The 19051-nt window shown below is 33.7% G+C and carries 19 protein-coding genes; 9 read left to right on the top strand and 10 right to left on the bottom strand.

What is annotated here, in order from left to right:
* The first annotated feature begins 3 nt into the window (after positions 1–3).
* From ACIQ6Z_RS02610 to murI, 5 genes are all read left to right on the top strand, one after another.
* Positions 4–759 carry an isoprenyl transferase gene (locus tag ACIQ6Z_RS02610; protein ID WP_396209381.1) on the top strand — a complete coding sequence of 252 codons (756 nt, stop codon included), beginning with the start codon at positions 4–6 and terminating at the stop codon, positions 757–759.
* On the top strand, positions 677–3370 hold the full coding sequence (bamA, locus tag ACIQ6Z_RS02605) for an outer membrane protein assembly factor BamA (protein ID WP_396209380.1): 2694 nt from the start codon (positions 677–679) through the stop codon (positions 3368–3370). The genes ACIQ6Z_RS02610 and bamA overlap by 83 nt, the downstream gene beginning before the upstream one ends.
* Before the next feature lie 113 nt (positions 3371–3483).
* Positions 3484–4494 (top strand): OmpH family outer membrane protein, encoded by a 1011-nt coding sequence (locus tag ACIQ6Z_RS02600; RefSeq protein WP_396209379.1) that lies wholly within the window; start codon positions 3484–3486, stop codon positions 4492–4494.
* Between the two features lie 23 nt (positions 4495–4517).
* Positions 4518–5021 (top strand): OmpH family outer membrane protein, encoded by a 504-nt coding sequence (locus tag ACIQ6Z_RS02595; protein ID WP_396209378.1) that lies wholly within the window; start codon positions 4518–4520, stop codon positions 5019–5021.
* 73 nt (positions 5022–5094) lie between these two features.
* Positions 5095–5874, top strand: a complete 780-nt coding sequence (gene murI, locus ACIQ6Z_RS02590) for a glutamate racemase (protein ID WP_396209377.1) — start codon at positions 5095–5097, stop codon at positions 5872–5874.
* Positions 5875–5876: 2 nt separating this feature from the next.
* Here the strand turns inward: murI and ACIQ6Z_RS02585 are convergent, their stop codons facing one another.
* Positions 5877–6395: a gamma carbonic anhydrase family protein gene (locus tag ACIQ6Z_RS02585; RefSeq protein WP_396209376.1), complete on the bottom strand. Its 519-nt coding sequence runs from the start codon at positions 6393–6395 to the stop codon at positions 5877–5879.
* 59 nt (positions 6396–6454) lie between these two features.
* Complete coding sequence (locus ACIQ6Z_RS02580; RefSeq protein ID WP_396209375.1) at positions 6455–7459, bottom strand: type IX secretion system membrane protein PorP/SprF; 1005 nt, start codon at positions 7457–7459, stop codon at positions 6455–6457.
* Positions 7460–7877: 418 nt separating this feature from the next.
* Here ACIQ6Z_RS02580 and ACIQ6Z_RS02575 point away from each other — a divergent pair, with 418 nt between their 5' ends.
* Genes ACIQ6Z_RS02575 through ACIQ6Z_RS02565 form a run of 3 tightly spaced genes read left to right on the top strand, consistent with a single transcriptional unit; the run spans position 7878 to position 11611 of the window.
* Positions 7878–8777, top strand: a complete 900-nt coding sequence (locus tag ACIQ6Z_RS02575; RefSeq protein ID WP_396209374.1) for a NifU family protein — start codon at positions 7878–7880, stop codon at positions 8775–8777.
* A 51-nt stretch (positions 8778–8828) separates the two neighbouring features.
* Positions 8829–10844 carry a thioredoxin domain-containing protein gene (locus ACIQ6Z_RS02570; protein WP_396209373.1) on the top strand — a complete coding sequence of 672 codons (2016 nt, stop codon included), beginning with the start codon at positions 8829–8831 and terminating at the stop codon, positions 10842–10844.
* Positions 10841–11611: a mechanosensitive ion channel family protein gene (locus ACIQ6Z_RS02565; RefSeq protein ID WP_396209372.1), complete on the top strand. Its 771-nt coding sequence runs from the start codon at positions 10841–10843 to the stop codon at positions 11609–11611. Before ACIQ6Z_RS02570 ends, ACIQ6Z_RS02565 begins: the two co-directional genes overlap by 4 nt.
* 1 nt (position 11612) lies before the next feature.
* Here ACIQ6Z_RS02565 and tsaB read toward each other — a convergent pair whose 3' ends face one another.
* The 3 genes from tsaB to ACIQ6Z_RS02550 all read right to left on the bottom strand — a co-directional run bounded on the left by tsaB (position 11613) and on the right by ACIQ6Z_RS02550 (position 15039).
* Positions 11613–12272 (bottom strand): tRNA (adenosine(37)-N6)-threonylcarbamoyltransferase complex dimerization subunit type 1 TsaB, encoded by a 660-nt coding sequence (gene tsaB, locus ACIQ6Z_RS02560; protein ID WP_396209371.1) that lies wholly within the window; start codon positions 12270–12272, stop codon positions 11613–11615.
* Positions 12273–12370: 98 nt separating this feature from the next.
* Positions 12371–13693 (bottom strand): efflux RND transporter periplasmic adaptor subunit, encoded by a 1323-nt coding sequence (locus tag ACIQ6Z_RS02555; RefSeq protein WP_396209370.1) that lies wholly within the window; start codon positions 13691–13693, stop codon positions 12371–12373.
* A gap of 23 nt (positions 13694–13716) precedes the next feature.
* Positions 13717–15039 carry a TolC family protein gene (locus tag ACIQ6Z_RS02550; protein ID WP_396209369.1) on the bottom strand — a complete coding sequence of 441 codons (1323 nt, stop codon included), beginning with the start codon at positions 15037–15039 and terminating at the stop codon, positions 13717–13719.
* 102 nt (positions 15040–15141) lie between these two features.
* Here ACIQ6Z_RS02550 and ACIQ6Z_RS02545 point away from each other — a divergent pair, with 102 nt between their 5' ends.
* Positions 15142–16533 (top strand): DUF4403 family protein, encoded by a 1392-nt coding sequence (locus ACIQ6Z_RS02545; protein ID WP_396209368.1) that lies wholly within the window; start codon positions 15142–15144, stop codon positions 16531–16533.
* 39 nt (positions 16534–16572) lie between these two features.
* On the opposite strand, the gene ACIQ6Z_RS02540 is transcribed toward ACIQ6Z_RS02545, so the two are convergent.
* The 5 genes from ACIQ6Z_RS02540 to ACIQ6Z_RS02520 form a co-directional block, all read right to left on the bottom strand.
* A complete protein-coding gene (locus tag ACIQ6Z_RS02540; RefSeq protein WP_396209367.1) occupies positions 16573–16827 on the bottom strand; it encodes a hypothetical protein in 255 nt (84 codons plus the stop codon).
* Positions 16817–17356, bottom strand: coding sequence for a DUF420 domain-containing protein (locus tag ACIQ6Z_RS02535; protein ID WP_396209366.1), 540 nt, complete (start codon positions 17354–17356; stop codon positions 16817–16819). The genes ACIQ6Z_RS02540 and ACIQ6Z_RS02535 overlap by 11 nt, the downstream gene beginning before the upstream one ends.
* Before the next feature lie 43 nt (positions 17357–17399).
* Positions 17400–18026 carry an SCO family protein gene (locus ACIQ6Z_RS02530; RefSeq protein WP_396209365.1) on the bottom strand — a complete coding sequence of 209 codons (627 nt, stop codon included), beginning with the start codon at positions 18024–18026 and terminating at the stop codon, positions 17400–17402.
* A 5-nt stretch (positions 18027–18031) separates the two neighbouring features.
* Complete coding sequence (locus tag ACIQ6Z_RS02525; RefSeq protein ID WP_396209364.1) at positions 18032–18733, bottom strand: hypothetical protein; 702 nt, start codon at positions 18731–18733, stop codon at positions 18032–18034.
* 77 nt (positions 18734–18810) lie between these two features.
* Positions 18811–19051, bottom strand: a 241-nt coding sequence (locus ACIQ6Z_RS02520) for a cytochrome C oxidase subunit IV family protein (protein WP_396209363.1), incomplete at its 5' end; no start/stop codon positions are given.

Genomic DNA, 19051 nt, shown 5'->3' with positions numbered 1-19051 from the left:
AGAATGAAAAAAGGACAAGAAATTAATACAGCAGCCCTGCCTCAACATCTGGCCATAATTATGGATGGCAATGGTCGTTGGGCAAAACAAAAAGGGTTACTTCGTGCTTTAGGCCATGAAAATGGCACTAAATCGGTGCGTGTAACTGTAGAAAGTTGTGCTAAGCTTGGAATTAAAAACCTCACACTTTATGCGTTTTCAACCGAAAACTGGAACCGCCCAAAATTAGAAGTTGAGACCTTGATGAAACTTTTAATTTCGTCTTTAAAAAAAGAAATCAAAACATTAGAGTCCAATAACATCAAATTAAACGCCATCGGTAATTTAACAAATTTACCCGCTAGCGTTCAAAAAGAATTGGACGAAGTAATTCAAAAAACAGCCGATAACACTAGAATGACACTCACATTGGCGTTAAGTTATGGCGCTAGAGAAGAACTAATACAAGCTGTTAAAAAAATAAGTTACAACGTTAAAAATAATATAATTTCTGAAGAGGCTATTGACGAATCCATTATTAATCAGCATCTTTACACGCACAATTTACCGGATGTAGATCTGGTAATACGAACCAGTGGCGAACATCGAATTAGTAATTTCCTATTATGGCAGATTGCTTATGCCGAGTTTTATTTTACTGATGTGCTTTGGCCCGATTTTTCAGAAGACCATTTATATGAAGCAATTATTAGTTATCAAAAGAGAGAACGCCGATTTGGAAAAACAAGCGAACAAATTATACCCGAAAAAAATGTTTAAAAAAGGAATACAATTACTTACCATATTTATTATATTAAATAGCAGCTCCCTTTTCGCTCAAGAAACAAAACTTGAGAGTGGAAAAGAATACATTTTAGCTAAAATTGATGTTGCAGGAAAAATCAGCTATAATGCACAAACTGTTACCACTTTCACCGGATTGGAAAAAGGTCAATCAATTATGGTTCCTGGTGAAGATATAAGTACCGCTATAAAAAAGCTATGGAAATTAGGCCTGTTTTCTGATGTAAACTTTTATGTCAATAAAATTGAAGGCGATAGTATCTATTTGGAATTAAATATTAATGAGCTTCCAAAACTTGGGGATGTAAAATTCCAAGGGGTTAAAAAAGGGAAAGCAGAAGAATTAATAAAAGAAACCGATCTTAAAAAAGGGAAGATTGTAAATGAAAATTTACTTACAACCACCAAAAATTATTTAGAAAATAAATATAAAAAAGATGGATACTACAACTCTAAAGTAGTTATAAACACCATTCAAGATTCTGCATTTGCTGATGTCAAAATGGTAGTTCTTATTGATAAAGGTGAAAAAGTAAAAGTAAAAAGTATTGATTTTACAGGGAATTCCAAAGTTACAGATGCTTCATTGAAAAAAACCTTTAAGAACACCAAACAGCAAAATCCAATTAGGATATTTAAAAAATCGAAATACATCAAAGAGAAGTATAAAGAAGATCTTGTCGCTGTAATCGATAAATACAAAGAAAACGGATTTCGAGATGCCCGTATCGTTTCTGATTCGGTAACATATAACAAGGCCAATAATACCATTGCTATTAAAATTAATCTCGAAGAAGGACAAAAATATTATTTTGGAGATATTCGTTATTTAGGGAATACCATTTATACAGATCGCCAATTGAATTTATTGTTAGGCATTAAAAAAGGAGATGTTTACAATGGAACCATTTTGCAAAAAAGAATTGCTGATCAAACAAAACCAGACGGAGAAGACATTACTAATTTATACCAAAATAATGGCTACTTGTTTTCAAACATAAACCCGGTTGAAGTTAGAACAGTAAATGATACTATCGATTTTGAAATTAGAATTACTGAAGGTCCGATTGCTTATTTTAATAAGATAACTGTTGTTGGAAATGACCGAACAAATGATCATGTAATTTACAGGGAATTAAGAACAAAACCAGGACAAAAATACAGCAAAGAAGACCTAATCCGCTCGATTCGAGAAATCGGACAATTAGGATTTTTTGATCCAGAAGCCATTAAACCCGATTTTAAAAATGTTGACCCACAATCAGGAACAGTAGATATTGAATACAATGTGGTAGAAAAAGGAGCCAGTCAAATTGAACTTCAAGGAGGTTATGGTGGTGGTGGCTTTATTGGAACATTAGGATTGTCCTTCAATAATTTTTCGGCACGGAACATGTTTAAAAAATCTGCTTACAAACCTTTACCTATGGGGGATGGGCAAAAAATGGCTTTACGATTACAAGGTAGTACATTTTTCCAGACGTACAGTCTATCATTTTCTGAACCGTGGTTTGGGGGTAAAAAACCTGTTAGTTTTTCGACATCTTTATCCCATAGTAAACAATATTTAATGAATTTTAGAAATAGAGATGTGAACCGTAATCAAAGTTTTAACATTACATCATTATCGGTTGGAATAGCAAAACGTTTAACGGTGCCTGACGATTACTTTGTTTTATCACAAGCCATTTCATTTCAATATTATGATTTAAACAATTATAACACAGGCTTGTTTACCTTTGGAAATGGTGCGTCAAGAAATTTAGCATACACCATTGGATTGTCTCGCAATAGTAAAGCTGTTAATCCAATTTATCCTACACAAGGTTCTGAATTTAGTATATCTGGTAAATTTACCTTACCTTATTCATCATTCAACGGTATCGACTATAAAAATTTAGGGAATTTAGCAGAATTTAAGAAACGAGCTACTGAAGATGGCTTCGCACCCGATGGTAGTAATTATCCTGCCGGTTCCTATCTAAATGCAGAAGGTTATCCGGTTGTAAATCCAGCAGATGCAGCAGCAGATCCAGCTAAGGTGGATCAAAAAAAATACAATTGGTTGGAATACTATAAAATTAAATTCAAAGCCGATTGGTATACACGAGTTTGGGATAAATTAGTACTGCGTTCATTAGGTGAATTTGGATTCATGGGAGCCTACAACAACGACAGGGGATTGGTTCCGTTTGAGCGATTTTTCCTTGGAGGTGATGGATTGGCAAATTTTGCATTAGACGGCAGAGAGGTTATACAATTGCGGGGATATCCTAACAATTCTTTGACATCAAATGATGGAGGAACTGTATACAATAAATTCTCATTGGAATTGCGCTACCCTATTACACTTAATCAATCGGCATCGATTTATGCTTTAAGTTTCTTGGAAGCTGGAGCAGCATATGATGCGTTTAGAGATTATAATCCATTTAAAATGCAACGCTCTGCCGGATTTGGAATTCGCGTATTTATGCCTGCATTTGGACTATTGGGTATTGATTTTGCCCATGGATTTGATGCAATACCAGGTGACACCGTTAAAAGTGGCTGGCAAACCCACTTTATTATTGGGCAACAATTTTAAAGATAGTTAATAGTTTTTTATTATTTTCGTGAAAATATTTTGATATTTGTTGCGTTAGTAAAGTAGTTCGTATTTAGCGTATTACTTTATTTACAAAAGACAACCTAGAATTTATGAAAAAAATAGTGTTATTCCTTGTGTTCATCTCAGCTATTGCTTCGGCGCAAACAGCCAAAGGAGTGAAAATTGCATATATTGACATGGAGTACATATTGGAAAAAGTCCCTGACTACGCAGAAGCTATAAATCAACTGGAACAAAAAGCGCAAAATTGGAAGAAAGAAATTGAAGCCAAAAGAACAGAACTGACTACTCTTAAAGAAAGTTTGAAAACTGAACGCATACTTTTGACCAAGGAATTAATAGAAGAGCGTGAAGAAGAGATTGCTTATTTCGAGAAAGAACTACTTGATTACCAAGAAAAAAAATTTGGTCCTAGAGGCGATCTAATCGTACAAAAATCGGTTTTAGTAAAGCCCATACAAGATCAAATATTTACTATTGTTCAAGATGTAGCCGAACAAAAAAAATATGATTTTGTTTTTGATAGAGCCTCCGATTTAACAATGCTATTTGCAGATAAAAAATATGATATTAGTGATCTTGTTGTAAAAAAACTAACAACTTCTCAAAAAAGAGAAGAGATGAGCAAAAAGCAACTAAAAGCATTGGAGGCGAAAGAGGCATTAGAAGCAGCAAAAGAAGCGCAAGATGAAAATCCTGCAATTGCAGAACGACAAAGAATCTTAGACGAGAAAAAAGCAGCCCGTGAAAAATTATTGGAAGAACGCCAAAAAGCTATTGAAGACAAAAAATTACAAGCCGCTGAAAAGAGAAAAAAATTATTAGAAGAAAGAGATGCTAAGAAAAATGGCACAGTAATTGAAAAAGAAGTTCCAACCGGAGAAGCTGCAACTGAAAAAGTAGATGCTGTAGCGTCTGATAAAATAATTCCAACGGAAAAGAAATTAACCCCGGAAGAAATCAAACAAAAAGCGATAGACCAACGCAATAAAAAAATAGAAGAGCGCAAGAAAGCGTTGGATGAAAAAAAGAAAAAAATGGCAGAAGAAAGAGCTGCCGCAATGAAAGCAAAAGAACAAAAAACAGAGAAAAAAGAGTAAATAACCTAAATTAAATTAAAACAATGAAACAATTAAAATCGTTAGCAATCGTAGTTATACTTTTTATTGGAACACAAGTATCAGCGCAAACAAAAGTAGCTCATATTGATGTTCAAGCTTTAATGACTTCTATGACAGAAATGAAAACGGCTCAAGACCAGTTAAAGAAAATTCAAGAAACTTATGACAAAGAATATAAAGGAATGGTAAGTGAATACCAAACTAAAGGACAAAAATATGAGCAAGAAGCTGCGACTGCTGGAGATGTTTTAAATGAAACGCGTCAAAAAGAAATGCAAGATATGGGGTCACGCATTCAGCTATATCAACAAACTGCTCAAAAAGAATTGGGACAAAAAGAAATAGATTTATTAAAACCAATCATGGAAAAAGCACAAGCTGCCATTAAAAAAGTAGCCAAAGCAAAACAAATCACCTACGTATTAGACGCTACAAATGGAAGCGGCGTATTGGTTGCTGATGGTGAGGATTTATTAGCAGCAGTTAAAAAAGAGTTAGGATACTAATTCGTCTTAATATTTTAAAAAATAACGGCTCATACCTAATTGGATTGAGCCGTTTTTTTTTATTTTTGTTACTATGAATAGTATAGATCCAATAGGTTTATTTGATTCGGGTATTGGCGGCACTTCGATATGGAAAGAAGTACATGCATTGTTACCCAACGAAAATACAATTTATCTTGCCGATAGTAAGAATGCACCCTATGGCTTAAAATCAAAAGAAGAAATCATCTTCTTAAGCGAAAAAAATACGGAGATACTACTCGAACAAAATTGCAAGTTGATTGTAGTAGCATGCAATACCGCAACTACAAATGCCATAAAAGAATTGAGAGTTAAGTACAAAGTCCCCTTTATTGGGATTGAACCCGCGATTAAACCTGCAGCCTTACAATCGAAAACACAAACCATTGGAATATTAGCCACAAAGGGAACCCTAAACAGCGCTTTATTTCATGAAAACGTGGCAAAACACCCTGATGTGAAAATTGTGGAACAAATAGGCCACGGACTCGTGCAATTAATTGAAAATGATGCTATAGCGTCGGAAGAGATGAATGAATTACTAAAATCGTATTTACTCCCAATGGTAGAAAAAAATATCGATTACTTAGTATTGGGCTGTAGTCATTACCCCTATTTGATTCCGCAGATCAAAAAAATTATTCCATCCAAGATAAAAATCATTGATTCTGGAGAAGCCGTTGCCAAGCAAACTAAGAAAATACTCGAAGAACGCGACTTGCTAAATGTGTCGAACAGTGCTCCAACTTCACTATTTTACACCAACAGCACAACGGATGTATTGAAAAAGATATTAGATCCAATTGATACAATATCCTATAAAAATTTCTAATATTATTCTGGGTCTTTAAACCAACCCGAATACATAACGTAGTTATTTGAAATCCGTTCTATTTCGCCAGCAAAATCGCTTTGATCAATATCTTTTACTTTTTTCGCTGGCACACCCGCATATATACAACCCGATTCAACGACTGTATTTTGGGTAATCACGGATCCCGCCGCAACAATTGAATTGCTTTCAATGATACAATTATCCATAATAATGGCACCCATACCTATTAGTACATTATCCTTTACAGTACAGCCATGAACTATTGCATTATGACCGATCGAAACATTATTGCCAATGATAGTAGGATGTTTTTGATAGGTACAATGAATTACTGCTCCATCTTGTATGTTTACTTTATCACCGATACGTATTGAATTTACATCACCACGAATAACGGCATTGAACCAAACACTACAATTGGATCCTAATACAACATCTCCTACAATAGTTGCATTTTCTGCTACATAACAATCACTCGGAATTTGAGGATACTTTCCGTTTATTTCTTTTATTAGCATTTCATTATATTTAAAAAAAATGTCCCGATAAATCGGGACAGATATACTATTATATAAAATTAATTTACTGCAGGACAGTTACAATCCCATTCTTTATCCTTACAGAAAATATTAATTCCAAGTGTAAGTTGATGAAAACCAGCATTGTCAAATTTAACATCCCCCATAATATGAGAATACGTGTATGAAAACATGAATTTATCGTAGTTCAGTCCTATAATAGGTGTTATCCATTGCAATTTTTGCTCTTCGATACTGTTAGTATTGCTTACATATTGAGCACCATCAAAACTTCTTCTGTAGGATAAGCCACCCCAGAGTTTTCCAAAATCAAGCTCTTTGTATACTTTCAAGTTTAAATCAATTGCTTTTTCCTTAGTTTCTGAAGTATATTGTAACATTAAAGAGGGTTCAAACAATAAATCGCTATCATCACCAAAAACAGCACCTGCACTCCACAAATACTTGCTTAAATTATCCGATTCAAATCCTTCCGAATACAACTCTCTTCGTTGATTTGCTAAAAAATTCTTGATCGTAAAATGCGTAAAGAAATCCATGTAATGATAAGAAACTCCTAAATCTACATTAAAATAAGCGTCTTTTTGAATTACACCGGGCACAATAACCGGATCAAAACCCGTAAAGTCTGTTCCATCCAATGTGCTCTGAATAAACGCTGCACTCACCCCAAATGACAATTGGTTTAAATCGATTGTACTTCTAGAAAATCGCAAATGGTGTGCATACGTTAACTTACCCCCACGTTGTGAATGGTATCCATTTTTATCATTGAATAATATCATTCCGATACCTGAAGTACCCTCTTCATCTAAAGAAGTATTGAAACTCATGGTTTGCAATGCGGGAGCATCTTCTTGACCAAACCATTGCTGACGACCAGTAAGTCTTATTTTACCACAATTCGCAGCACCAGCCATTGAAGGATGTATAAGATAATAGTTGTCTGATAAATAATCAGAATATACTGCAACCCCTTCTTGCGAATAGGTAAATTGCACAACTAAAAATGCTACAACAAAAAAACTTTTTTTAAAATTCATCCTTGGTACCTAATTATATGATAATGAGACTTGATTTTTATTTTTATTCGCTACTCAAAAACAATTGAAATTCGATCCCTTTCATTCTTTTTAAGCGTAATGGTCAAAGATATAAATTTTGTGTTTTAATTGTATCTTTATTTTAAAATATTCTTGTAATTGAAGGAAAAAATTATACTTCTAAATTTTTTTTTAGAATATTTGGTATTTAACAATGAAAATCAAATAGTTACAAAAGAATAATGAACCATATAGGAAAAATTAATTTTCATTTATTTGAGTAAATGGTAAAAAAATACACCCTAATTTATATATTTTACAGGCTTCCCTTTTAAGCAATAGTTAATTTTATTGTAAAAAAATAAATAATTTCGAATGCCATATAATTGTTACTATCTTTGCCAAAAACAAGTACAAAATGCAAATATTAGCGATAAAACCAACCAACAACCCTTCCATCTTAAAATTTGAATTTGACGAGTTCATTGTTCGAACCGACAATTTTGAATTCAAAAATATTGATGAAACGCAAGCATCACCCTTAGCAAAACAATTGTTTTTTTTACCCTTTGTAAAAACAGTTTATATTTCGGGTAATTTTATAGCTATCGAAAAATTTTCGATTGTAGAATGGGAAGATGTTCAAAATGAAGTTGCAGACCAAATTAGTGATTTCATCAACAAAGGTGGTAAAATTGTGCTAGTTGACGAATCAAAAAATAAAAAAATACCAGTTACAGTATATGCAGAGACCACGCCAAATCCGGCAGTATTAAAATTTGCTTGTAATAAATTACTGACCAAAACACCGGTAGAATTTAAAAATATTGACGAAACTGCAGCCTCTCCTTTAGCAAAAGAACTTTTTACATTTCCGTTTGTGAAGGAAGTTTTTATCGATGAAAACTATGTTTCAATTACCAAATTTGCCGTTACTGAATGGGATGAAATAACCCTTGAATTGAGAACATTCATTAAAGGTTTTATTGAAAATGGGGGGATTATAATTGATGAAACAGCAATTGTAAAAACTGACAATCATCAAAAACAACAAGAAAGTTATTTTGAAAATTTGGATGTTACTTCCCAACAAATTATCAATATTATTGAAGAATATGTAAAACCGGCCGTACAAAGTGATGGCGGAAACATTGTTTTTGATTCCTTTGATCCTAGTGAAAAAAGAGTAAAAGTAATATTACAAGGTGCTTGTAGCGGTTGCCCTTCTTCTACATTTACATTGAAAAACGGCATTGAAAACATGTTAAAGGATATGCTCAAAGACCCAAATATCAAAGTTGAGGCCATTAATGGTTAATTACTATTTAAAAATATTTAACTTTAAGCGTTCGAATGGAGCGCTTTTTTTATGAATGAATTACACCTAGAAACCAGTCCGTATTTAATACAGCATGCCAGCAATCCTATTTTTTGGAAAGCGTGGTATGAAGAAACATTAGCTACGGCTAAAAAAGAGAATAAACTTATTTTGATCAGTATTGGCTATGCCGCCTGCCATTGGTGCCATGTAATGGAACACGAATGTTTTGAAGATCAGGAAGTAGCCGATTTGATGAATGCCCATTTTGTAGCTATTAAAGTAGATAAAGAAGAACGCCCAGATGTGGATGCGATTTATATGAAAGCCTTGCAAATGATGACCGGACAAGGAGGTTGGCCGTTAAACGTCGTTTGTTTACCCGATGGCCGTCCTATTTGGGGAGCCACTTATGTAAATAAAACCAACTGGATGGAAACCTTACTTCAACTGGCCCAATTATTTCAGAACAATCCAGGGAGAATAATGGAATATGCAGAAAAAATGAAAGAAGGATTAAACGCCCTTGGAATGGTATCACACAATACCCTTTCGGACGAATTCCCGTTTGAAAACATTCACCTCCATATAGAAAAATGGAAAAAAAGTTTTGATTTAGAATTTGGAGGGTATACCCGAGCACCCAAATTCATGATGCCAACTAATTTAGATGCTCTTCAATATTATGGGTACTTATACCAAGATGACGCGATAATTAACCACGTTGATTTAACGTTGACCAAAATGGCATATGGCGGATTGTTTGATACCGTAGGGGGTGGATTTTCAAGATATTCTGTAGATCTAAAATGGCACGTACCGCATTTTGAAAAAATGTTGTATGATAATGCTCAGTTAATTTCGGTATATGCTGATGCCTACAAAAGAACCCATAACCCAATATTTAAATCAATTATTGAAAAAACCATCTCGTTTGTTGACGAAGAACTAACAGATTCTAATGGTGGATTTTATGCCTCATTAGATGCCGATAGTATAGATGCCAATCAACATTTAACAGAAGGTGCTTTTTATGTTTGGAAAAAGAAAGAATTGGAAATCATTCTAAAGGATGATTTTTTACTTTTTTCAGAGGTATTCAACATTAATTCCTTTGGCTATTGGGAAGACGATAATTATGTATTGATCCAAAATGAAAGTCTCGCAGTCATTGCCAAAAGAAATAACCTTTCGGTTGAAAAAATGGCTTCCAAAAAATCGGCTTGGGAGCAGCAATTATACCAAATTAGAGAAGCTCGTTCAAAACCAAGATTGGACGACAAATGCCTCACTTCTTGGAATGCCTTAATGCTCAAAGCCTACTCTAATGCCTATGCAGCTCTTGGAGCGCCCTCTTATTTGGAAGCTGCTGAAAAGAATGCGCAATTTTTAACGCAAAAATTAGGCGCAGCTGAAGGTCGTTTGTGGCATTCTTACAAAAATAACACGGCCAAGATTGAAGGTTTTCTGGAAGATTATGCTTTCACAATTGAAGCGTTCATTAGCTTATATCAAGTGACATTACACGACGAATACTTACAAATTGCCAAACAACTCACCGATTATTGCTTCGAACAATTTTACGATGAACAGCAACAGTTTTTTGCTTTTACTCCCCGAAATGCAGCTCCTTTGATAGCACCACATTTTGAAGTAGAAGACAATGTAATACCTGCTGCTAATTCTGTAATGGCTAGCAATTTACATGTATTAGGCCTCTTATTTCACAACCCCTATTATGAAAAAATTGTTCGCCAAATGTTGCACCACATAACGGTAAAAATAGATTATGTTTCAGCTTATTCTAATTGGATAAAATTATGGATTACCGTAAACAGGGGAAAAGAACTTGCAATATGTGGAGAAAATGCCGTGATTGAAGTATCTAAAATAAATCGAGATTACCATCCAAATATTATTGTTGCTGGGAGTACAAAAGACAGTTCAATACCCTTTTTAAACCATCGATTTGTCCCATCCAAAACCTTGTTTTACCTTTGTGAAAATAAGAGCTGTTTAACCCCAGAAACCACTTATGAAGCAATTCAAACAAAATTAATACCATGAAAAAAATTGAAATTCAGAACTATTATGACAACCTAAAAACGGTAATACTAGAATATTCTCCAAAATTTGTAGTAGCTATTGTTTTATTGCTAGTAGGATTATGGGCTACGAGTATGATAACAAAAGCAGCCAAAAAAATAATGCTCAAAAGAAAGGTAGAGCTCACGTTATCAAATTTTATTGGAAATTTAGTTTTTTGGACTTTACGTGTTGTATTGATCGTTACAGTAATTTCAAAACTAGGTATAGAAACTTCTTCATTTGTAGCCATTCTGGGCGCCGCAGGTTTAGCTATAGGTTTGTCATTACAAGGATCGTTATCAAATTTTGCTGGAGGAATATTAATTGTATTGTTTAAACCGTTTAAATTAGGTGATACAATTGAAACACAAGGTGAAACAGGTAAAGTATCAGAAATATTGCTTTTTTCAACCAAATTAATTACGGCAACAAACCAAGTGATTTATATTCCAAATGCTATATTATCAAATGGTAAAATAAAGAATTATTCGCAGTTGGCTGTGAGAAGAGCCGATATTGTATTAAAAACTAGCTACCAATCTGATTTCAATGAAATTAAAAATAGTCTGATACAGTTTACTTCCAATCACAATTGTATTCTCCAAGAACCAAAACCGGAAGTATTGATCAATGAATTATCGGAAACTACAGTTGTATTTACCGTCAAAGTATGGACAAAAAATAAAGATTTTTCACAAGTAAATTCGGACATTTTAGAATTTAGTAAATCGGTTGTGAAATTGTAATTTATTTCACTAAAAGAAAATCTTTCAAATAAAAGGGTTCAAAATAAGCCACGTCGACAAATTCGGAATTTTGAAATTTTTCAAAAGATAAACTGCTCATTTCATTTGCCGAAGGGTATACGACGGTGTCGTGAAAAACAAATTTTGGATCGGTTAATGTATCTTTAAATTTTCCTGCTCCGTCTCCCACTAAATGAATCGTCTCATTAATTTCTTGGTAGGAGTTTTCGTCAATTATTTCGGCTTGAGTAGCTCTAATTTGATTATAATTAGGATCATAAATCGACGAAAATACTTCTCTTCTTCGAGCATCAATCATAGGAAGAATACTACCACTTTCAATAGTTATTTGTTGGGCCAATAATTGCAGCGTATCGATGGCAATTAATGGTATATTCAAAGCATAACACAATCCTTTTGCGGAAGAAACCCCAATTCGAAGTCCGGTATACGAACCTGGCCCTTGACTTATAGCTACCGCTTCCAAATGGGCATATTGTATGTTATTTTCTTCCAAGAGTTCGGTAATAAAAACATGTAATTTTTCAGCATGAGAAAAATGCGCTGTAGCTAATTCTTTGCAAGCTATAGTTATTCCATCATTTGCTAATGATACAGAACAATTTTTTGTAGCGGTTTCAATGTTTAATATAATTGCCATGAATGTGTTTTGATGCGCAAAGTTAATGAGTAATCTAGATTAAAAAAAATAAGACGCTATTTCTAGCGCCTCATCTAAACTCAAAAAGTTTAAATACTTTATTTTTTATCTTCTGTTTTGGCTTTTTTATCTTTCTCGGATTCGATTTTTACTTTGTCATTGGATGCCAAATCTTTTGAAACCGTTATATACGGACCAATAATAATTTCTTCTCCCGGCTTTAATCCAGAAACAATTTCAATATTTGAATCGTCTTGAATTCCTGTTTTAACCACTCGAAGTTTGGCTTTATCCCCTACTTTTACAAAAACACATTCAAATTTTTTGTCCGATTTTGGAGCCGTACCTTTTTTCTCTTGTTCCTCCTTTTCCAATTCGGCAACAACATCTTTTTTCACCGAAGTGGTATCGTCTTTGATTACAACAGCACTAATAGGAACGGCAACAATGTTTTCCATACGCTTGGTAATGATATCAACAGTAGCTGTCATTCCAGGTCTAAAAGGGGAATAATTTTCAGGCTTTCCATCCAATAAATCTTGGTACGACTCTTTTAGTATTCTAACTTTTACTTTAAAATTAGTCACTTGATCAGCCGTTAATGCAGTACTTGCTGAATTTGAAATACTGGTTACAATACCTTTAAATTCTCTTTTTAAATAGGCGTCTACTTCGATATTTGCTGAATCTCCAATGTTTATTTTCACAATGTCATTTTCATTTACATCTACTTCAACTTCCATATTGTTCAAGTTAGCAATTCTAAGAATTTCAGTACCTGCCATTTGTTGTGTACCGAGAACACGCTCACCCAATTCGATATTTAATAAGGAAATTGTTCCGTCTGCTGGAGCATAAATTGTGGTTCTTCCTAAGTTGTCTTTTGCTTCTGTGACAGTAGCAGAAGCACTTTGCACTTGGTAATAGGCTGATTGTTTATTGGCTACCGAAACTTCATAAGTCGAAACAATTCGATCCCATTCTGATTTTGAAATAATGCCTTTTTCAAATAATTTCTTGTTACGATCATAATTGGCTTTAGCCTCTTTAACTTGGGCATCGGCCTGACTCAAACCAGCTTTTGTTGTTGACATAGATGCCACTGAACGATTGACACCTGATTCATATAAATCGGGGTTGATACGAACCAATAAATCACCTTTTTTAACTTGCTGTCCTTCTTTAACGGGTAAAGCAATAACTTCTCCAGATACTTCAGAAGAAATTTTTACTTCAATTTCAGGTTGAATTTTACCGGTTGCTGAAACGGTTTCTACGATAGTAGTTTGAGAAACCTTTGCTAATTCAACAATTTTTGAATCGTCGGTGTTACCAATCACGCCCCCTTTTTTAAGACCGATTAACAACAAAATAATTCCAACAGCACTTCCCGCTAAAATGTATATGCTTTTTTTTGACATGACTATTAATTTATTTTTTTGAATTATTGTTTTTTATATAATGAAATACCGAAATAAAATTCTAAAATTTTAGTTCTAAAGATATAATCATATTTTGTTCGAATTACTTCAGATTGTGCATTTTCTAAAGCAAGAGTTGCTTGTGAAAAATCGAAAGCATTTTGCAATCCTACATTATATCTTTCCTTAGAAAAATTGTAGGCTTGCATTCTTGATTCTAGCGATTTTTGAGCTGCTTCAAATGCTTTTCGAGCATTTATAACATCGTTGTAGGCTTGGTAAACATTTCGCTCCAAGTCTAACTCTGCTTGCTTTAATTGATAAGTTGCGCGTTCTTCATTAATTTTAGCGCGTTGCACTCTTCCGCGTGTTGCAAATCCATTTAAAATGGGTATATTAAGTTGTAATCCAACACCAGTCCCATCAAACAATGACAATTGGTCAATAAAATTGAATATTGGGCTTTCAGACCAGCGGGTATTATAACCAACAAAACCATTTAGTGTAGGCAAATAAGAAGATCGAGAAATGGCTACATCTTTTTTGGCCAAATCTACGTTAGAAAGTGCAATTTTAACCTCTTTTACAGATTCTCTAGCTTTTGCTAAAATGGCCTCTTGTGTTTCATTCGTAACATTAGACAGTGGCAAATCGATCACTTCATCAGAAATATCAAAGGCGGCATAATTCTCCAACAATAAGGTCTGACATAAACCTAATTTAGAAATAAATAAAGTATTCTCTGTATTGATAATTTGTTGCTGTTGCGAAGCATCTGTTGCTTGTAACTCATAAATATCACCCGCAGGAACAACGCCGGCTTCGATTAAATCTTTCGTGCGTTTGATATTATCTTTGGTAATTAGATTTTGGTTAACTTGTACTTTTAATTGCTCTTTATTGAACAAAATTTGCAAATAAGAATTTGCAACTGAAAGCGCAATATCATCTTTCATTTTGTCCAAACGATAACCGTTTGCAATACTGCTTAATTTTGCACGTTGTGCCACTTTCCAATTGGCTAAACCATTAAAAAGTACAACATTTGAACTGGCCCCCGCAGAAAATGATTTAAAGGTTTGGTTTTGAAATTGATTCGTTACAGGATTAATACTTGCACCCGTATTCACACTATAATTTGCATTGGCGTTAAATGTTGGTAAAAAACCGCCAAGTGCTTCCAGTTTTTCAATGGAAGAAATATTTACATCCAACGCTGATTGCTTGATGGAAATATTGTTCTTTATAGCATAATCTACACATTCTTCCAAAGTCCATTTTTTTCCTTGGGCTGCCATTTGAAGTCCTATAAATAGAAACACCAGCACTACTTTTTTCGTTATCATTTTGTGCACTTTAATTCTCATACCCTATAAGACCAAGATTTTATAATTTTGTTACACATATCATATAATATTTTACTTTTACAAGGAAAAAAAGTACATACTATGAAGTCCGCCTTTTTTACTGTAAGTCTATTTTATACCTTTTTCATACTCGTTTCATGTGGAACGACAAATAAGATTGAAGCACTGCGACCAAGTCCGTCAAATGATGCCCCCATTGTATTTAAAAACAAGACCTCATTTGTAACGATGCCGATTACTATTTCTCTTTCGGAAATTGAACACCAGTTAAATAAAAAATTATCAGGATTGATCTATAATGACTCCTTAATAAATGACGACAAAACCGAAATGAAAATTTGGAAAACAGCACCAATATTACTGAGTGAAAAAGACGGCAATATTGTATCTGTAATTCCATTAAAAATATGGGCAAAATTTAAATACGGAACCGATTTTTTGGGACTATATGATACTCGGGAAATTTCTTTAAATGGCACTATTACATTGAATAGTACACCACAATTGACCAATTGGAAATTGACCACAAAATCAAAAATTGAAGATTTTGCCTGGAGTGATAGTCCAACTATACTTGTGGCCGGGAAAAAGATACCAATTACGTATATCATCAATCCAACAATGCGTATTTTCAAAGAAAAAATTGCCAAAAAAATTGATAATGCGATTGATAGAACTTGTGATTTTAAACCCCATGTATTAAATGTAATTGAAAAATTAAGTGTTCCCTTTATGACGAGCGAACGCTATGAAAGCTGGTTTAAAATGGTTCCAATTGAATTATATGTGACCGAAGCCAAACTCTCGAAATCTAAAATTACGATGGAGATGGGCCTAAAATGCAATATGCAAACTATGGTGGGCCAACAACCAAAAAATGGTTTTGACGCTTCAAAAATTACATTAAAACCGGTTAGTTCTATTCCAGAAAAAACAACAGCTTCTGTAGTAGCTGTATCTACCTACGAAAGCGCAAGTAGTATCGTGACTAAAAATTTTCAAGGTCAAGAATTTGGCTCGGGATCTCGAAAAATAACGGTACAAAAGGTCGCATTATGGCACAAAGACGGAAAAATTGTGATTGCCTTAGATGTATTGGGAAGTATCAATGGAACGCTCTACTTAGTTGGCATCCCTAATTATAACGCCATAAGCAAAGAGATCTATTTTGACCAATTGGAGTATGTTATCAATACAAAAAGCATCTTAATAAAATCGGCCAACTGGTTAATGCAAGAGACTATATTGTCAAAAATTCAGGAAAATTGCAGGTATTCCATCATACCAAATTTAGAAGAAGGAAAACAAAGTTTGAAACCATATTTGACAAATTATTCCCCGATGAAAGGGGTCTTTGTAAATGGCGTTCTTAACGATTTTGAATTTGAAAAAGTAGAATTGACGGACAAAGCGATCATTGCATTTATTACCACTTCTGGAAAATTAAAAATCAAAGTTGATGGAATGGAGTAAAACAAAGTTTAGAAGTTAGATACTGTAATCCCCTTAAAACTATTTTTTATTTGCATAGCGCATTTTATAAATTGCATACCCTAAAATTCCAACCAAAACATAAGGAATAGCCATCAGATATACAATACCATCGTTTACAGCCTCAGCCTTTACGCCATTGTCTTCACTTTCCAACGCAGCACGGCACATGGCACATTGGGCTTTTGAGGCAATAGGCAATAGGCAAAAAATAACTAGGTGTAAAACTTTACTCTTTTCCCTTTTCTCTTTTCCCTTTTTAACTTTAACTAGCATAATACGGCGATATCATCAAATAAACTATCACACCCGTAACTGCAACGTACAACCAAATTGGGAAGGTAATTTTAGCTATTTTTTTGTGCTTATCAAATTGTTGAGACCACGCTTTTACGTAAGTAGTTAAAACCAATGGAATAATGATAACCGATAATGCAATATGTGAAATTAAAATAAAATAATAGACATATTTAATGAGGCCTTCTCCACCAAATTTTGTAGAATCTGATGTCATGTGATAGGCAACATACATTCCTAAAAACGCCACCGAACAAGCGATAGCTGTTTTCATTAAATTTTCATGCAGCTTTCGATTTCCGTTTTTAATGGCAATTACAGCGGCAACTAAAAGCAAAGCAGTTACTCCATTAATAGTGGCATAAATTGGTGGTAAAAACGATAAAGGTGCCACATCAAAACCCATTTTTCTTAGGTTTATACCAAAAAGTAAAACCACAACTACTGGAATTGCGATTGACAATGCTATAATTAATTTATTGTATTTTGTTTCTTTATTATTTTCCATTTTTTTAATTTTTTAAACATATAAGTAATGTACGTTTTGAAAACTATTCTTCTAATAATTTTTTAATATCTTCTTTTATGGCTTCTACACCCGATGTTTCTAATCCATCGTAATACAAAATGGGATTGCCTTGTGCATCTTTTCTGCATCTTATTTTTCCTTCTTTATCTACTAAAGCAAATAACCCTGAATGTTCAAAGCCACCGGCTGCTTTATTGTTTTCGCCAGCATATAAATTAAACCCTTTGTTGGCTAAGCTATAAATATAACTTTTATCTCCCGTTAAAAAATGCCAGTTGTAATGTTTTACACCTAATAAGGCGGCATGTTCTTTTAATACTAATGCAGTATCATGTTCTGGATCAATCGTAATCGAAACCAATCCAAAATTAGGATTGCCATAAAATGCTTCTTGCAATTGCAACATGCTTTGATTCATCTTTGGGCAAATAGTGGGACAAGTGGAAAAGAAGAACTCCACCACATACACTTTACCCAAATAATCAGTATTCGAAATTTTCTTTTTGTTTTGATCTGTCAATTCGAATGCAGGAACAGGGCCAATTTCAACCAAGTCCGATTTTTGGAATTTTGCAATAATTTTAGGGACTGCCCAAATTCCGAAAATGAGTATGATGAATGAAATTCCAATGTATGATTTAATCTTCATGCCTTTTATTTGTTTCTTTCAATGTTTTGTTTGATGTTATCTCTAAAAGCATCTTTTCGTTCATTTTTATTCTTTTTGAGGGCTAGGCGGTATTCGCGTAATATAATTTTAACATCATCGGTCATTTCATTGTGCAAATCGGCAGCAGAAATAGTATTATAACTTTCTTTATACTCTTCAAGGCCTTTCTTGTTTTTGCCCTTTCTACCGCGATGATTCAGTTCTTTATCGACAATAATCACGGCTGGAGTTCCAAAATTTGCATCTAATTTTCCTGCCAAATGATAACTATCATAAAATGATTGGATTTCTTGAGGGGTTGCAAAGACAAATTTCCATCCGGTCATTTCTCCTGTGATTGGAGCCAGTTCATCAATAATTTGTTGGGCTTTCGCTTCATTACCCATTGGCGTAACCATGACCATTTGAAAATCTTGAAAACCTTTGTATTTGTTGTATATCTTTTGATTTAAATTAAAAAAATTACCTCTGTTTTCAATGACGTTATTTCCCACAAAACCCAAAACCGTTATCTTCTCCTTCATTACTACTTTTTCAGTTTTCAAACCTTTCCAGTGGGATGGAATATCTGCATTAGCTTTTGAGATAGTTGGCAAAAAAAGTGAATTGTGCGTGGCGGTGGAGAACAATAAATAAATTGCAATTGGCAACACAAAGAGTAATATAAGGACTAATTTATTTTTCATTAGTAGTACTAATTTTAGTTCATACAAAAGTAAAAAAAATCCCGATGAAAATCGGGATTAAATTACAGAAACAAGTGTTAAAAATTCCACTTGATATGTCCAGTTTTGTATATATCAAATACGTAGGCTCCCTCAATTAATATAATGAAACATAAATATAGGATTAGAAAAACTACTGTCCAAACAATTGATCGTCTGAACCATTTTTTTTCACCTTCCATGTGCATGAATGCCCAAGTAATATAATATGCTTTTACTAACGTTAAAATAATGAACAACCAATTTAGTAAATTCATTCCTATAAAATTAGTAAAAAAC

This window comes from Flavobacterium sp. (assembly GCF_044376915.1).
GTDB lineage: Bacteria > Bacteroidota > Bacteroidia > Flavobacteriales > Flavobacteriaceae > Flavobacterium.
This window is presented reverse-complemented; position numbering and strand designations above follow the sequence as displayed.

Coding starts and splice junctions, on each gene's coding strand:
- ACIQ6Z_RS02610 (WP_396209381.1), top strand. CDS start 4: ATGAAAAAAGGACAAGAAATTAATACAGCAGCCCTGCCTCAACATCTG.
- bamA (WP_396209380.1), top strand. CDS start 677: ATGAAGCAATTATTAGTTATCAAAAGAGAGAACGCCGATTTGGAAAAA.
- ACIQ6Z_RS02600 (WP_396209379.1), top strand. CDS start 3,484: ATGAAAAAAATAGTGTTATTCCTTGTGTTCATCTCAGCTATTGCTTCG.
- ACIQ6Z_RS02595 (WP_396209378.1), top strand. CDS start 4,518: ATGAAACAATTAAAATCGTTAGCAATCGTAGTTATACTTTTTATTGGA.
- murI (WP_396209377.1), top strand. CDS start 5,095: ATGAATAGTATAGATCCAATAGGTTTATTTGATTCGGGTATTGGCGGC.
- ACIQ6Z_RS02585 (WP_396209376.1), bottom strand. CDS start 6,395: ATGCTAATAAAAGAAATAAACGGAAAGTATCCTCAAATTCCGAGTGAT.
- ACIQ6Z_RS02580 (WP_396209375.1), bottom strand. CDS start 7,459: ATGAATTTTAAAAAAAGTTTTTTTGTTGTAGCATTTTTAGTTGTGCAA.
- ACIQ6Z_RS02575 (WP_396209374.1), top strand. CDS start 7,878: ATGCAAATATTAGCGATAAAACCAACCAACAACCCTTCCATCTTAAAA.
- ACIQ6Z_RS02570 (WP_396209373.1), top strand. CDS start 8,829: ATGAATGAATTACACCTAGAAACCAGTCCGTATTTAATACAGCATGCC.
- ACIQ6Z_RS02565 (WP_396209372.1), top strand. CDS start 10,841: ATGAAAAAAATTGAAATTCAGAACTATTATGACAACCTAAAAACGGTA.
- tsaB (WP_396209371.1), bottom strand. CDS start 12,272: ATGGCAATTATATTAAACATTGAAACCGCTACAAAAAATTGTTCTGTA.
- ACIQ6Z_RS02555 (WP_396209370.1), bottom strand. CDS start 13,693: ATGTCAAAAAAAAGCATATACATTTTAGCGGGAAGTGCTGTTGGAATT.
- ACIQ6Z_RS02550 (WP_396209369.1), bottom strand. CDS start 15,039: ATGATAACGAAAAAAGTAGTGCTGGTGTTTCTATTTATAGGACTTCAA.
- ACIQ6Z_RS02545 (WP_396209368.1), top strand. CDS start 15,142: ATGAAGTCCGCCTTTTTTACTGTAAGTCTATTTTATACCTTTTTCATA.
- ACIQ6Z_RS02540 (WP_396209367.1), bottom strand. CDS start 16,827: ATGCTAGTTAAAGTTAAAAAGGGAAAAGAGAAAAGGGAAAAGAGTAAA.
- ACIQ6Z_RS02535 (WP_396209366.1), bottom strand. CDS start 17,356: ATGGAAAATAATAAAGAAACAAAATACAATAAATTAATTATAGCATTG.
- ACIQ6Z_RS02530 (WP_396209365.1), bottom strand. CDS start 18,026: ATGAAGATTAAATCATACATTGGAATTTCATTCATCATACTCATTTTC.
- ACIQ6Z_RS02525 (WP_396209364.1), bottom strand. CDS start 18,733: ATGAAAAATAAATTAGTCCTTATATTACTCTTTGTGTTGCCAATTGCA.